At 71.9% G+C, this 14,323-nt stretch carries 9 protein-coding genes; 5 read left to right on the forward strand and 4 right to left on the reverse strand.

Translation table 11 applies throughout. The features are described 5' to 3' along the window. Nucleotides 1-82: 82 nt before the first annotated feature. On the reverse strand, nt 83-1,390 hold the full coding sequence (locus F9C12_RS39745) for an AsnC family protein (protein ID WP_409467146.1): 1,308 nt from the start codon (nt 1,388-1,390) through the stop codon (nt 83-85). 741 nt (nt 1,391-2,131) lie between these two features. Between F9C12_RS39745 and F9C12_RS39750 the strand changes: the two genes are divergently transcribed. The 5 genes from F9C12_RS39750 (at nt 2,132) to F9C12_RS39770 (ending at nt 9,137) form a co-directional block, all read left to right on the forward strand. After that, entirely contained in the window at nt 2,132-5,446 is a 3,315-nt protein-coding gene (locus F9C12_RS39750; protein ID WP_409463871.1) for a DUF885 domain-containing protein, read from the forward strand. After that, the gene (gene fahA, locus F9C12_RS39755) at nt 5,443-6,642 is read left to right on the forward strand and encodes a fumarylacetoacetase (protein ID WP_409463872.1); all 1,200 of its coding nucleotides are present in this window, start codon (nt 5,443-5,445) and stop codon (nt 6,640-6,642) included. The genes F9C12_RS39750 and fahA overlap by 4 nt, the downstream gene beginning before the upstream one ends. An 84-nt stretch (nt 6,643-6,726) precedes the next feature. After that, the gene (locus tag F9C12_RS39760; RefSeq protein WP_409179455.1) at nt 6,727-7,767 is read left to right on the forward strand and encodes an LLM class F420-dependent oxidoreductase; all 1,041 of its coding nucleotides are present in this window, start codon (nt 6,727-6,729) and stop codon (nt 7,765-7,767) included. Between the two features lie 159 nt (nt 7,768-7,926). Then, nucleotides 7,927-8,889, forward strand: coding sequence for a Ppx/GppA phosphatase family protein (locus F9C12_RS39765; RefSeq protein WP_409463873.1), 963 nt, complete (start codon nt 7,927-7,929; stop codon nt 8,887-8,889). 41 nt (nt 8,890-8,930) lie between these two features. Further along, entirely contained in the window at nt 8,931-9,137 is a 207-nt protein-coding gene (locus F9C12_RS39770) for a hypothetical protein (protein WP_409463874.1), read from the forward strand. Nucleotides 9,138-9,530: 393 nt separating this feature from the next. On the opposite strand, the gene F9C12_RS39775 is transcribed toward F9C12_RS39770, so the two are convergent. The 3 genes from F9C12_RS39775 to F9C12_RS39785 form a co-directional block, all read right to left on the reverse strand. Beyond that, nucleotides 9,531-11,900, reverse strand: coding sequence for a glycoside hydrolase family 65 protein (locus F9C12_RS39775; RefSeq protein ID WP_409463875.1), 2,370 nt, complete (start codon nt 11,898-11,900; stop codon nt 9,531-9,533). Beyond that, the gene (locus F9C12_RS39780; RefSeq protein ID WP_409463876.1) at nt 11,897-12,628 is read right to left on the reverse strand and encodes an HAD family hydrolase; all 732 of its coding nucleotides are present in this window, start codon (nt 12,626-12,628) and stop codon (nt 11,897-11,899) included. The genes F9C12_RS39775 and F9C12_RS39780 overlap by 4 nt, the downstream gene beginning before the upstream one ends. Before the next feature lie 320 nt (nt 12,629-12,948). Continuing rightward, a complete protein-coding gene (locus F9C12_RS39785; RefSeq protein ID WP_409186957.1) occupies nt 12,949-14,106 on the reverse strand; it encodes an ROK family protein in 1,158 nt (385 codons plus the stop codon). Nucleotides 14,107-14,323 lie beyond the last annotated feature (217 nt).

Consider the following 14,323-nt stretch of genomic DNA (forward strand, 5'->3'; position numbering starts at 1 on the left):
GGTGCTCCGGACCTCCCGCGAGACGGGAGGCCTCGCGAGCGCCTGCGCCGGGTGCCGACCGGCGCGGGCGCCGGCCGGCCGGTTAGTCGACGGCCCAGGTCAGGGTGCGTTCGTCCGGCTCGGGCCGCGGGCTCCAGCGCACCGCGACCACCCGGGTGGCGGTCGGGAGGACGTAGACGGTGTGCCCGCCGAGCGTCTCGCCCGGCTGCACGCCGATCTTGTGCGGCGGCCGCGACGTCAGCGAAACCGGGGCCTTGGCGATGGTCTCGCCGCTGTCGGTGACGAGTTCCAGGTAGTTGTCGGGCAGCGACGCGAACGGGATCGGGCCGCGGTTGGTGATCTCGGTGTGCACGACGACCGCCCGCTCGCCGTCCTCGAGCCGGTATCCGGCCGCGCCGAAGAGGAAGTCGGCGGGATCCTGGACTTCCAGCAGCTGCACCGAAAGCTGTTCCCCCTCGAGCCCCTGCGACTGCATCGTCTCGCCGATCCGCCCCTGCTTCGCGGGCGCGGCGGCGGGCCGGGGTTCGTCGCCGCGGGCCCAGGAAGCCGTCTGCGGGACGCCCCACGTGCTGACGACCGGGTCCGGAGCCAGGTAAGGTCCATTGTGGACACTCGCCCCGGCGGGCGGCATCCCGGTCTGCCCGGGGGAGTACGCGCCGGACATTCCGCCGGGAATCCCGTTCGGCCCAGGGGGGTAAGCGCCCGAAATCCCGGCCGGTCCGGGTGCGTAGGCGCCGGACACTCCCGGTCCGGGAATGCCGTTCTGCCCCGGCGGGTAGGCGCCGGACGTCCCCGGCCCGGGCCTGCCGTGCTGCCCCGGGCCCGGGGGGAGACCGGTTTGCCCGGGCGGGTAGGCGCCGGAGGTCCCGGGTCCGGGCATGCCGTGCTGCCCCGGCGGGTGCGGTCCGGAGTGCCCCGGCATCCCGGCCGAGTCGGGGATCCCGGACTGTCCCGGCGGATGCGGACCGGACGAGCCCGGCATCCCGGGAGCCTGCGCGCCCCGCCCCGGGACTCCCGCCGAAGCCGGGCCGTTCGGCGCCGGACCGGAGGGCATCGCGGCCGGGCCGGAAGCCATCGGCGCGGAGGCCGGACCCGGCGGCACGCCCTGGCCGGGCCCGGCCGCGGGGAACGGCGCCGACCCGGGCCCTCCCGGATACCCGCCCCCCTGCGGACGCTGCCACGACGCCGGAGCCCCGGAAATCGCCGCGCGAAGGCCGTTCGGGTCGCTCTCGACCCCGACCAGCAGCGGCAATCCGCTCCCGGACAGCGCGACCAGCCGGTAGGCGACCTCCCTCGGATCCATCCCGACCTTCGCCGCCAGCTCGTGCACAGCCCCCTTGCCCAGCTCGGCGAGCGCGGCGAGCAGGCGGATGTCGGCGGGATCGGTCACGGCCACTCCGGCAACGCTACCGCCTCGCCCGCCGCACCCGGCCGCACCACCGCGCCCGGCGTGCCCCGCGCCACCGCGGCGGCTGGCGGGGCGCGGGTGGCGGCGGGTTGTCCGGAAGGGTTTGCGGGGTGTGGTCGCGCTGGCATGGCGGTCTTGCCTCCGGCGTCGGCGAGCTGCGGGCTGGTGGGGCGCGGGTGGTGGCGGGTTGTCCGGAAGGTCTCGCGGGGGAGGCCTTGCTCCCGGCATCGGCGAGCCGCGGGCCATCGCGGCGGCTCGCGGAATGCGGGTGGTGGCGGGTTGTCGGGAGGGTCTCGCGGGGGAGGCCTTGCCCCCGGCGTCGGCGAGCCGCAGGCCGCCGCGGCGGCTGGCGGTGGCGAGTTGTCCGGAGAGTCTTGCGGGCCTTGTCTCGTGGGGGATGCCTTGCCCTCGGCATCGGCGAGCCGCGCGCCACCGCGGCGGCTGGCGGGATGCGGGCGGTGGCCGGTTGTCCGAAAGGCCTCGCGAACCGTGCCTTCCTGGCATGGCGCCCAGGCCAACCGCCGCCAAAGCGCGCCCAGGCCAACCGCCGCACCAGCGCGGAAAAGCGAAAACCCGCCCCAACCCGGCCGCCCCGAGTTCCACGCCCCGGCACGCCGGTAGGCCTGCCGAGGGACCGGCCAGCCGGGAGACGGGCGTCGCGGCGCGGGTCTCGATTAGGGTCGGCGGCAGCACCTTCTCCGCCTACCCTGGGGGTCCACGCCGATGTCCGTCGTTTCCGATCTCGCCGACGAGCTGGTCGAGGCGTCGTTCGACCACGAGCCGCTCGACGCCGCCATTCTCGGCGTCCGGCCGGACGCGCCGGGGCTCGGCGATCCGTCGGCCGCGGCGGAGGCGGCGTTCCGGGAGAAGCTCGCCGGGATCCGGGAGCGCGCCGAGGCGGTCGACCCGGCCGGGCTCGGCGCGGCCGACCGCGTCACCCGCGACGTCGTGCTCAGCTCCATCGCCGGAAGCCTCGACCGGATGGACAGCCGGGTCGTCGACTTCACCGTCACCGACCTGTTCGTCGGGCCCGCGTCCGGGCTGCTGTCCGCGCTGCCGATGATCACCGTCACCGCGGAAACCGCGGAGGCGCATCTCGGCAGGCTCCGCGAGATCCCCGAGTACCTCCGCGCCGTCGCGCAACGCCACCGCGACGGCATCGCCGCGGGACTCCTGCCGGTCGAACGCCTGGTCAAGGCCGCGATCGCGCACCTCGACCGCTACCTCGCCGAGCCCGAGAACGACCCGCTGCTGCGCCAGCCCGCCCCGAACGACGAGTTCGCCGCCCGCCGCGACGAAATCCTCCGCGACTTCGCCCGGCCGGGTTTCCGCGAGTACCGCGATTTCCTCGAGGCCGAGGTCCTCCCGCACGGCCGCCCGGACGACAAGGCGGGCGTCTCCTGGCTCCCCGGCGGCGACGAGATCTACGCCCGCCTCGCCCGCACCCACACCACCAGCGACCGCACCCCGCAGGAGCTGCACGACACCGGCCTCGCGATCATCGCCGGCCAGGTCGAGCAGTACCAGGCGCTCGGCGAGCGCGTGTTCGGCACGCGCGAGCTGCCGGAGATCTTCGAGCGGCTGCGCACCGACCCGAAGCTCCGCTGGACGAGCGCCGAGGACCTCCTCGAAACCGCCCGCACGGCCATCTCCCGCGCCGCGGCCGAGGCGCCGAACTGGTTCGGCCGCGTCCCGGAGCATCCGTGGACCGTCGAGGCGGTGCCGGAGGACTCCGCGCCCGGCGCGCCCCCGGCGTACTACATGCCGCCCGCCGCGGACGGGTCCCGCCCCGGCGTCTACTTCGCGAACACCCACCAGGCCACCGAGCGGTTCCGGCACACCGCCGAGGTCATCGCGTTCCACGAGGCGATCCCGGGCCACCACTTCCAGCTCAGCACCGCCCTCGACCTCGCCGACCTGCCGCTGCTGCGCCGCATCGGCAACTTCACCGCGTACGCCGAGGGCTGGGGCCTCTACACCGAGCGCCTCGCCGACGAGATGGGCCTGTACTCCGACGACGTGTCGCTGCTGGGCATGCTGACGATGGAGTCCATGCGGGCCGGCCGGCTGATCGTCGACACCGGCATGCACGCCCTGGGCTGGAGCCGGCAGCAGGCGGTCGACTACCTGCTGGAGCACACGCCGATGGCGCGGGTCGAGATCGAGTCCGAGGTCGACCGGTACCTCGGCTACCCGGGCCAGGCGCTGGCGTACATGGTGGGACGGCTGGAAATCGAGCGGCTGCGCGCGCAGGCCGAGCAGCGGCTCGGCAGCCGCTTCGACGTCAAGGCGTTCCACGACACCGTCCTCTCCGGCGGCTCGCTGCCGCTGTCGGTGCTGGACGCCGTGGTCACCGAGTGGGTGGCCGGCCACGGCGACACCGTCGCCGGTCTGGCCGACGAGCTGGTCGAGCTGGACTTCGAGCGGGAACCGCTGGAGCGCACCGTCCTCGGCCTGCCCGGCGACCACACGAAGCTCGCCGACCCGAGCCTTGCCGCGGCCGAGCGCGACCGCGCCAGGTACGCCGCGATCGCCGAGCGCGCCGACGCCATCGACCCGGCCGGGCTGACCCCGTCCGAGGTCATCACCCGCGAGGTGGTGCGCACGCACGCCCGCGGCGCGATCGACACGATCGACTCGCGGCTGTCCGGCTTCGCGGTGAGCGACGGGTTCAGCTCGCCCGCGCTGAACCTGATGACGATCCTTCCCGCGCTGGTCCCGGAGGACGAGGGCAAGGCGCGCGACTACCTCACGCGGCTGGCGGCGATCGGCGGCTATCTCGACGCGGTGATCGAGGCGCAGCGGACGACCGTCGCGGAAGGATTCGCGCCGCCGGACTTCCTGGTGCGCATCGGGATCGAGTACGTCGAGCGGTACCTCGCGAACGAGGACGGCGACCCGTTCCGCGTAACCCCAGCGGTCGAGGTCGAGGGCTTCGCGGCGGAGTGCGACCGGCTGCTCGCCGAAGTCGTGCGGCCCGCCTACCGGCGCTACCGCGACTTCCTCGCCGAGGACGTGCTGCCGGTTTCGAAGACGGACAGCGAGCCGGGCATCAGCCATCTGCCGGGCGGGCTGGAGAAGTACCAGGGCCTGATCCGCGCGCACACCACCACCGACCGCACCGCGCGGGAACTGCACGAAACCGGGCTGCGGCTGGGCGAAAAGCTGGCCGAGGAGTACCGCGAACTCGGCGCCCGCGTGTTCGGCACCGGAGAGCTGCGGGAGATCTTCGACCGGCTCCGCAACGACCCGGAGCTGCGCTGGCGCGACGGCGAGGAGCTGCTGGAAGGCGCGCGCACGGCCATCGCCCGGGCGGAAACCGTTGCCCCGCAATGGTTCTCCCGGGTTCCGGAGGCGAAGTGCGCGGTCGAGCCGGTTCCGGAGGCGGACGCGGCGAGCGGCACCATCGCCTACTACCTGCAGGCGGCGTTCGACGGTTCCCGGCCCGGCACGTACTACGCGAACACCTACGAGGCGAGTTCGCGGCCGCGGTTCACCAGCGAGGGGATCGCGTTCCACGAAGCCGTTCCCGGCCACCACTTCCAGCTCACCTTCGCGCAGGAACTCGCCGATCTGCCGCTGCTGCGCCGGATCGCGCCGTTCAACGCCTACATCGAGGGCTGGGGCCTGTACGCGGAGCGCCTCGCCGACGAGATGGGCCTGTACTCCGACGACATCGCCCGCTTCGGCATGCTGGCCCAGGACTCCATGCGGGCCGGCCGGCTGGTGGTCGACACCGGTTTGCACGCGCTGGGCTGGACCCGGCAGCAGGCGGTCGACTACCTGGTGGAGCACACGCCGATGGCGAAGATGGAGATCGAGGCCGAGATCGACCGGTACGTCGCGAATCCGGGCCAGGCGCTGAGCTACATGGTGGGACGGCTGGAAATCCAGCGCGTCCGCGCCGAGGCCGAACAGGCGCTGGGCGACCGGTTCGACATCCGCGCCTTCCACGACGTCGTCCTGGGCAACGGAATCCTCCCGCTGTCCGCATTGGACACCGTGGTCGGCGCGTGGATCGCGGAGGCGTCCGCGTGACCTGGCTCGACCTTCCGCCGGACACCCTGTTCGGCCTGGACAACCTGCCCTACGGCGTTTTCTCGCACGGCGAGCGGATCCGGCGGGCGGGCGTCGCGGTCGGAGACCAGGTGCTCGACCTGAGCGCGGCGGCCGAGGGCGAGTCCTTCGGCCGCCTGCTCGGCGCGGGCGTGCTGAACCCGTTGCTCGCCGCCGGCCCGGACACCTGGGCCGAAGTGCGGGCGCGGGTCCGCGAATGGCTCACCGAACCGCGCCACGCCGACCGGATCCGGCCGCACCTGGTGCCCCGCGAGGACATCGTCAGCCATCTGCCGGTGGACGTCGCGGACTACGTCGACTTCTACTCCAGCGAACAGCACGCGCTCAACGCCAGCCGGATCTTCACCGGCGGCGACGATCTGGTGCCGGAGAACTGGAAACACCTGCCGATCGGCTACCACGGCCGCGCGGGAACCGTCGTCCCGTCGGGCACTCCCGTGGTTCGCCCGGCGGGGCAGCGGAAACCGCGGCGCGCCCCGGAACCGTCGTTCGGCGCGGCCACCCGGCTCGACTTCGAGGCCGAGGTCGGCTTCGTCGTCGGCGTGGGCTCGGAGCTGGGCGCACCGGTGCCGATCGACGAGTTCCCGCGCCACGTGTTCGGCGTCTGCCTGGTCAACGACTGGTCGGCGCGCGACCTGCAGGGCTGGGAATCGCAGCCGCTCGGGCCGTTCCTCGGCAAATCGTTCGCCACGTCCGTGTCGCCGTGGCTGGTCCCGCTCGCCGCCTTGGAACACGCCCGGGTGTCCCAGCCCGCGCAGCATCCGGAGCCGTTCGAATACCTGCGCCCGGCCGAATCGTGGAGTCTCGACCTGACGCTGGAAATCCGGATCAACGGCCACCTCGTGTCCAGCCCGCCGTTCGCCACGCAGTACTGGACGGCCGCGCAGCAGTTCGCGCACCTCACGGTGAACGGCGCGAGCCTGCGCACCGGCGACCTGTACGCGTCCGGCACGGTCACCGGCCCGGCGAAGGACCAGCGCGGTTCGCTGCTGGAGCTGAGCTGGGGCGGGCGCGAACCGCTCGCGGTCGGCGACGAGACCCGGGCCTTCCTGGAAGACGGCGACGAGGTCGTCGTCAGCGCCTCCGCCCCGGGTCCGGCCGGCGCCCGGATCGGCTTCGGCGAGGTGCGCGGGACGGTGGCGCCCGCTGTGGTGTGACCCACGCCGTAGCGCCGGCACCCGGGCGGCCGCATAATGAGCAAACGCTTAGTCACAGTCGACCGGCACGGGAATGAGGGATCGATGAGGATCGGCACCGGCGTCAGCTACTCGGGCGGGTTCGCCGAAAGCGTCGCGGACATCGTGGAGCTGGAACGGGTCGGGCTCGACATCGTGTTCGTCCCCGAGGCCTACAGCTTCGACGCGGTGAGCCAGCTCGGCTACCTCGCGGCGAAGACCGAGCGCGTCGGCCTGATGTCGGGCATCTTCCAGATCTACACCCGCACCCCGAGCCTCACCGCGATGACCGCGGCCGGGCTGGACTTCGTGTCCGACGGCCGGTTCACCCTCGGCCTCGGCGCGTCCGGACCGCAGGTCATCGAGGGTTTCCACGGCGTGAAGTACGACGCGCCGATCGGCCGCACCCGCGAGATCATCGAGATCTGCCGCCAGGTGTGGAAGCGCGAGCGCGTCGTGCACGACGGCAAGCACTACACGATCCCGCTTCCTGCGGACCAGGGCACCGGGCTCGGCAAGCCGCTCAAGCTGATCAACCACCCGGTGCGCGAGCGGATCCCGGTCGTGCTCGCCGCGCTCGGGCCGAAGAACGTCGCGCTCGCCGCCGAGGTCGCCGAGGGCTGGCAGCCGATCTTCTTCCACCCGGAGAAGGCCGCCGACGTCTGGGGAGCCGCGCTGGCCGAGGGCAAGGCCAAACGCGACCCGGAGCTGGGCGAGCTGGACGTGTTCGCCGCGCCGCCGCTGGCCATCGGCGACGACGTCGAGGGCCTGCTCGACTGGGTGCGCCCGGTGTTCGCGCTGTACATCGGCGGGATGGGCGCGCGCGGCAAGAACTTCTACAACACGCTCGCGTGCAACTACGGCTACGAGGCCGAGGCGAAGAAAATCCAGGACCTGTACCTCGACGGCAAGAAGGAAGAAGCCGCCGCGGCGGTCCCGACGGAGCTGCTGCGCGCCACGTCGCTGGTCGGTCCGGCGGGGTATGTGAAGGAGCGGCTGGCGGCGTTCAAGGAGGCCGGGGCGACCACGCTGGCGGTCAACCCGCTGCAGCCCGGACGCGAGGCGCGGGTGGCCGCCGTCGCCAAGCTGAAGGAGCTGCTCGGCTAGGTCCGCTATGATGCGGGCTACTGAGGGTGTGAAAAAACCGCACCTCAGGTCGATGCCGCCGTCGAAATGCCGTCAACTCCCCGCGCGGGACGCGAATACGGGAGTAAGAACGGGTTCAACGGGGAATCCGGGCGGGGCGAAAGCGAGGTAGGCCGGGCTGTGCGCAGAATCGAAGGACCCGCTGCTGCGGTGCTGGACGTGGGATCGTTCAGTGCCCGGCTCGTCGTGCTCGAACCCGGCGGATCCCCGATCGACCCGGCGCTGACGCACCAGACCCGGCTGCGCCTCGACCGCGAACTCGACGACGACGGACGGCTCAGCGAACGCGGCATCGCGGCCATCGCGAAGGCCGTCGCGAACGGCATGGACTTTGCCCGCGAGCACGGGGTCAAGGACGTGTTTCCGCTGGCCACGTCGTCGGTCCGGGACGCGGTCAACTCCCGGGAGGCGGTCCGTGCGGTCGCCCGCGAAACCGGGGTCGAACTGCGGTTCCTCTCCGGCCGCAGGGAAGCGGAGCTGACCTACGTCGGCGCGCGCCGCTGGTACGGCGCGGCCGGGGGACCGCTGCTGGTGCTCGACATCGGCGGCGGCACGGTCGAGCTGTCCGCCGGGGCCGGCGAGCAGGCCACTTTCGCGCGGTCGCTGCCTCTGGGCGCCCGGTCGGTCACGCGCGACTGGCTGCCCGCCGAACCGCCGGTGCGCGGCAAGCAAGTGCGTGCGCTGCGTGACCACGTGCTGGAGGAAGTCGCCGCCGCGCTGGGCGATGTGCAGGCTGAACTGGCCGAACACCGCGTGGTCGGCTGTTCGAAGGTGCTGCGGCAGCTGGCCCGGCTGGCCGGCGACCGTCCGGGCAAGGCCCGCGAGCTGCACCTGGACGACGTGCGCGCGTGGATTCCGCGGCTCTCGGCGATGCCGTTCGCGCGGCGGGCGCAGCTGCCCGGGATTTCGCGGCAGCGGGCCCAGCAGGCGCTCGGCGGCGCGGTGGTCGCGGAAGCCCTGCTGACGGTCGCGGGCGGGAAGATGACGATCTGCCCGTGGTCGACCCGGGACGGGCTCCTGCTGACGCTGCTGGACCAGCTCACCGACGCGACCGGAAAGCAGCGCTCGCGTCCGGCCGCGTGAACTCCCTGGTGCGGGCGCGGTAAACCGGGTATCCCGGAGACATGACCCCGCGCAGCGAATTCCTTCCCCGCGACCGCTCCGAGGACGACGACGACGAGGAAACGCCGTTCCCCGCGCGCCGCAAACGCGAGCTGCCCGATCCGGACGAGCTGCCCGGCGAGGTGGCCACCGCGCCGGGGCCGGACCTGAGCCCGCCCCGGACCGACGAGGTGCCGCGGGTGCCGGGCACGGACGAAACGCCGTCGTGAGCGGCGATGCCGGTTAGAACCGGCTGTGCGACTGCGGAAGATCGGTGTCACTCGGACTGTGTGGTTTGGGTTTTCTGCCGGAGTCTCTCGTAGGGGTTTGACCGGTGAAGACGTTGTCGATGACGATGCCGTGGAGGGGGCGTGCGGGGCTTGAGGCAGACGTGCCCGATGCCTTTGTCGAGGACGTGTTAGTGGCGAGCCCGAAGTGGTAGTTGCGCCGTCAGCGCGGCGTTCCCGGACACTTCCTCGACCTGACGCAGGACCGCGAGGCACCGGCGCGCCTCGCGGTCCAACTGGGGCTCACTCACCCGGATTCCCTGTGATCACCAAGTCCGGGTGCCAACCATGTCCCGCGGTTTAGAGCCGGTTCGCCCCGGCATCGCCGCTCGCGAGTCAGGTTCGGTCGAACTGCCGCACCTTCGACGCGTCCCGGCGCGCCGGAGCGCGGCCGGCCGGCTGGACCGGCGCGGGGCCCGGGTCCAGCTTCGGGATCGGCAGCTCCACCGGCTCCTCGGTCACGGTGAACCGTTCGCCGTGGTGGATCAGGTCCAGCGGCGGCCCGTTGAGCACCCGGTACGTCGCCGCGTCGTGCTGGATGGACACCTGGAACCGCGTTTCCCGGAAGGCGAGGCGGAAGGTGAGGCCGCCCAGTTCCTCCGGCAGCCGGGGCGCGAACGAGAGCTGGCCGCCGTAGTCGCGAAGGCCGCCGAATCCGGCCACGGTGGCCTGCCAGGCACCGGCCAGGGACGCCATGTGCAGGCCGTTGCGGACGTTGTTGTGCACGTCGTGCAGGTCGGTCAGCGCCGCTTCGGCGAGGTAGTCGTAGGCCAGCTGCAGGTGTCCGACCTCGGCGGCGATGACGGCCTGGGTGCCCGCGGACAGCGAGGAATCGCGGACGGTCCGTGCTTCGTAGTAGGCGAAGTCGCGGGCTTTTTCCTCGGGGCTGAACGAATCGCCGCACAGATGCAGGGCCAGCACGAGGTCGGCCTGCTTGACGACCTGCTTGCGGTACAGGTCGAAGTACGGGTAGTTCAGCAGCAGCGGGTAGAAATCCTCGTCGGTGGCGGCGAAATCCCACTCGTCGTGCTGCAGGAAGCCTTCCGACTGCGGGTGCACGCCGAGTTCCTGGTCGTAGGGCAGCGCCATGGCATCCGCCGCGGCGCGCCAGGAATCGATCTCGGGAGTGTCCACTTCGAACTGTGCGGCGACGTCCGGATGCCGCTGGCACACGTCGGCCGCGGCGAGCAAGTTCTTGCGCGCCATCAGGTTCGTGTAGACGTTGTTGTCCGCCACCGCGGAGTACTCGTCGGGCCCGGTGACGCCGTCGATGCGGAAGTGCCCGTGGTGGTCGTAATGCCCAAGGGAGGCCCACAGCCGCGCGGTTTCCAGCAGCAGTTCCGCGCCGCAGGTGCGTTCGAAATGCTCGTCCTGGGTGGCGTTCACGTAGCGCACGACGGCGTCGGCGATGTCCGCGCTGACGTGGAACGCCGCGGTCCCGGCCGGCCAGTACGCGGAGCATTCGGCCCCGTTGATGGACCGCCACGGGAAAGCCGCGCCGCGCAGGCCGAGCTGGGCCGCGCGCTCTTTCGCTTTGTCTATTGTGGAGTGTCGCCAGCCGAGCGCGTCGCGGGCGGCGTCCGGCATCGTGTACGTCAGCACCGGCAGCACGAAGGTTTCGGTGTCCCAGAACGCGTGCCCGTCATACCCCGGGCCGGTGAGGCCTTTCCCGGCGATCGCCCGGGTTTCGCCGCGGGCTCCGGCCTGCAGCAGGTGGAAGAGCGCGAACCGGACGGCCTGCTGGAGTTCCGGGTCGCCGTCGATTTCGATGTCCGAAGTGGCCCAGAAGTCGTCCAGGAACTGGCGCTGCTCGGCGGCCAGGCCTTTCCAGCCGGTCTGCCGGGCGCCCGCGAGCGCGGCTTCGACCTGTGCGCGCAAGGCGGGCGCGGACCGTTGCGCGGACCAGCCGTAGGCGAGGAATTTGGTGACCCGCAGCCGTCCGCCCTTGGGCACGTCGACCGCGGCGGTGAGCCGGGCGAGGTCCTCCTCGGCGTGGATGCGGGTGCGCAGGCCGTCGTCCACCTCGATTTTGTGGTCCATCGCGGCGGCGACCCGCAGCCCGGACATCCGGGTCTGGTGCACCAGCACCGCCTGGTAGCCCGCGGCGTGGCAGAACTCGCCGACCAGCGGCGCGTCGAGCGCGGCGGCCACCCGCGGGTCGTGCGTGTCGGACTCGACCGGTTCGTTGGCCAGCAGGTCGGACTGCACGACGAGCTGCAGGTTCTCGTCCAGCGGTTCGACCTCGTAGCGGATCGCGGCGACCGCGCGCTGGGTGAAGGAAACCAGCCGCTCGGTGGTCACCCGCACGCGCCTGCCGGTGGGGGAGGACCATTCGGTGACCCGGCGCAGCGTGCCGCGGCGGAAGTCGAGCACGCGGTCGTGCGCGGTCGCGATGCCGTAGCGCATGTCCAGCGGCTCGTCCTCGACCAGCAGCCGGATGATCTTGCCGTCGGTCACGTTGACGACGGTCTGGCCTTCCTCCGGATAGCCGTAACCGCCCTCGGCGTAAGGGAGTTCGTGCTGTTCGTAGAAGCCGTTGAGGTACGTGCCGGGCAGCCCGCGCGGTTCGCCTTCCTCAAGGGTGCCACGGAGTCCGATGTGTCCGTTCGAGACCGCGAAGGCGGATTCGGTGCGCTGCAACGCATCCACGTCGAGCCCGCGCCAGCGCAGCTCCCACGGCGCGCACTCGTAACCGAGTTCTGTCACTTGTCCTCCAGCAGGTCGGCGAGGTCGTCCACCACGACGTCGGCGCCGTGCGCGCGCAGGGCGGCCGCCTGGTTTTCGCGGTTCACGCCCACGACGTACCCGAAACCGCCGGCTTTTCCCGCCTGGACGCCGGATTGTGCGTCTTCGAACACCGCGGCCTGTTTCGGGTCCACGCCCAGCGCCTTGGCTCCGGCGAGGAAGGAATCGGGCGCGGGCTTGCCTTTCAGGTGGTCGCGGCGGATGACCAGGCCGTCTACGCGGGCTTCCACGAAGCGGGACAGGTCGGCTGCGTCGAGGACCTTCGCGCCGTTCGCCGAGGAGGTCACTACGGCGATCCGGAGGCCCGCTTGCTGGGCTGCTTCCAGGTAGCGGACGGAGCCCGGATAGGGGTTTACGCCGCGTTCGTCGATGATTTTGAGGACCAGTTCGTTTTTGCGGTTGCCGATGCCGTTGACGGTGGGTGCGTCGACGGGGTCGTCCGGGGCGCCTTCGGGGAGTTCGATTCCGCGGGAGCGCAGGAATTCCCGGACGCCGTCGGCGCGCGGGCGGCCGTCTACGTAGGTGGCGTAGTCGGTGTCGGTGAATTCCTGGAAGTTCGCGGAGTCGCGGGTGCGGAGGTATTCGTCGAACGTCCGTTTCCACGCCTCGCGGTGGAGCACGGCCGTCCCGGTCAGTACGCCGTCCAGGTCGAAGAGGCAGGCGGTGATGGTGTCGGGCAGTCCGATCATTCCTGCAAGGTACCGGGGGTGGGGGAGGTTTGCGGGGTGCCGGGGGGCGGCTCGTCGCCCTGGCGGGCGACATTGCGCCCGGTTTGGCGTGGGGCACCCCGAAGCTTGATTGTGCTGACGGTCGGTGGGTGCTTGTCAAGGCGGGAAAGATGCCTTGACAAGCACCCACCGCCCGCAGGGAGGCTTCGTATCGGGGTGCGGGGGAGGGGCTGGGTGCCTCGCTCGTTGGGTGCGCTGGCTGCGGTTTTAGGGCTGGGTGCCTCGCTGTTTGGGTGCAGCGGTTGCGGTTGGTGCCGCGCTGTTGGGTGCAGCGGTGCGGGTTAGGCGGCGCCTACGCGGCGGTCGAAGACTAGGCGTTCTGCTGCGCGCAGGCCGACGCTGATGGCGCCGGTGAGGACGCCGTCGTCGCCGAGTTCGCCTTGCACCACCGTGGTGGTGAGCGGGGTGAACGCGCGAAGGGCGCGGTCGATTGGTTCCAGCAGCAGGTCTGCTGCCGTTCCTACGCCGCCGCCCAGGACGATCAGTTCCGGGTCGATCACCGCGGCCACCGAAGCGACGGTGTAGGCGAGTCGGTCTGCTTCCGCGGATACCGCTCGTTGCGCCAGTTCGTCCCCCTCGCGGGCTAGCCTGAAGACTTCGCGGGCGGATCGGGCTGTGCCCAGGCCCAGTTCGCGTGCGCCGCGGACCACCGACTGTGCGGCGGTCGCTTCTTCCAGGTGGCCGCGGGCGGGGGGTTCGCTGGGCTCGTCGCCGACGCGGGTGCGGCCGTAGGGCAGGTAGCCGATTTCTCCCGCTGCGCCGGTGGCGCCGCGGAAGACCCGGCCGTCGACCATCAGGCCCATGCCTACTCCGGTGCCGATGGTGATGCAGCCCACTACCGACGCTCCGCGGGCGGCGCCGCTTTCCCATTCGCCGACCGCGGTGAGGTTCGCGTCGTTTTCCACCAGCAGGTCCGGGCCGAGCACCTGCTCCAGGTCGTCGAGCAACCCGGGACGGCCCCAGCCGGGCAGGTTCGGGGCGTGCCGGAAACAGCGTTTCACCGGGTCCGCGACGCCGGGGGAGCCCAGCACGCGGACCACGATGTCGTCGCTGGTCAGGCCCGCTTCGGCGACGATGTCCGCCGCCAGTTTGCCCAGTGCGGAGATCAGCGCGCTGCCCGAGCGGGCCGTGTTGCGCACGTCTCGCCGGGCGACCGTGGTGCGGCCCAGGTCGGCGACCGCGACCCGGATGTGCTCGCGGCCGATGTCCAGGCCCAGCACGTACCCCGCGGTCGGGTCCGCCTCGTAGAGCACCGCCGAACGGCCGGTGCCGGTGGACGTGTGCCCGGTCGCGCGGGCGAGCCCGGCGGCCTCCAGCGCCAGCAGCGCCTGGCTCACCGTCGGCTTCGACAGCCCGGTGTCCTTCGCCACCTGCGGCCGCGTCGCGGGCCCGCCGCGGCGCAGCAGGTCGAGCACCGCCCGCTGGTTGATCATGCGCATCCCGGCCGGGGTGCCGACCGGTGGTGTACCCGACCCTGCCACCTGCTGAGTTTCCTTCCCGTTCGGACTTCCGTCCTGCCACGGTAACCGGATTCGCCCCGCTTTGGCAGGAAAGTTTCTTTTCTTCCGGCTCGGGAGGGCAGGCGGGAGGTCTTGGCCCGACGATACGGGCTCGGCGGGCGAAACCCGGGGACGGCACGCAGAGTCCGCCGTCCGC

It is taken from the genome of Amycolatopsis sp. GA6-003, assembly GCF_046267895.1.
Classification (GTDB): domain Bacteria; phylum Actinomycetota; class Actinomycetes; order Mycobacteriales; family Pseudonocardiaceae; genus Amycolatopsis.

Bases quoted from the DNA above. Each gene is read 5' to 3' on its own strand.
- F9C12_RS39770 (WP_409463874.1), top strand. From the start codon at position 8,931: ATGACCCCGCGCAGCGAATTCCTTCCCCGCGACCGCTCCGAGGACGAC.
- F9C12_RS39750 (WP_409463871.1), top strand. From the start codon at position 2,132: ATGTCCGTCGTTTCCGATCTCGCCGACGAGCTGGTCGAGGCGTCGTTC.
- F9C12_RS39780 (WP_409463876.1), bottom strand. From the start codon at position 12,628: ATGATCGGACTGCCCGACACCATCACCGCCTGCCTCTTCGACCTGGAC.
- F9C12_RS39760 (WP_409179455.1), top strand. From the start codon at position 6,727: ATGAGGATCGGCACCGGCGTCAGCTACTCGGGCGGGTTCGCCGAAAGC.
- F9C12_RS39785 (WP_409186957.1), bottom strand. From the start codon at position 14,106: ATGCGCATGATCAACCAGCGGGCGGTGCTCGACCTGCTGCGCCGCGGC.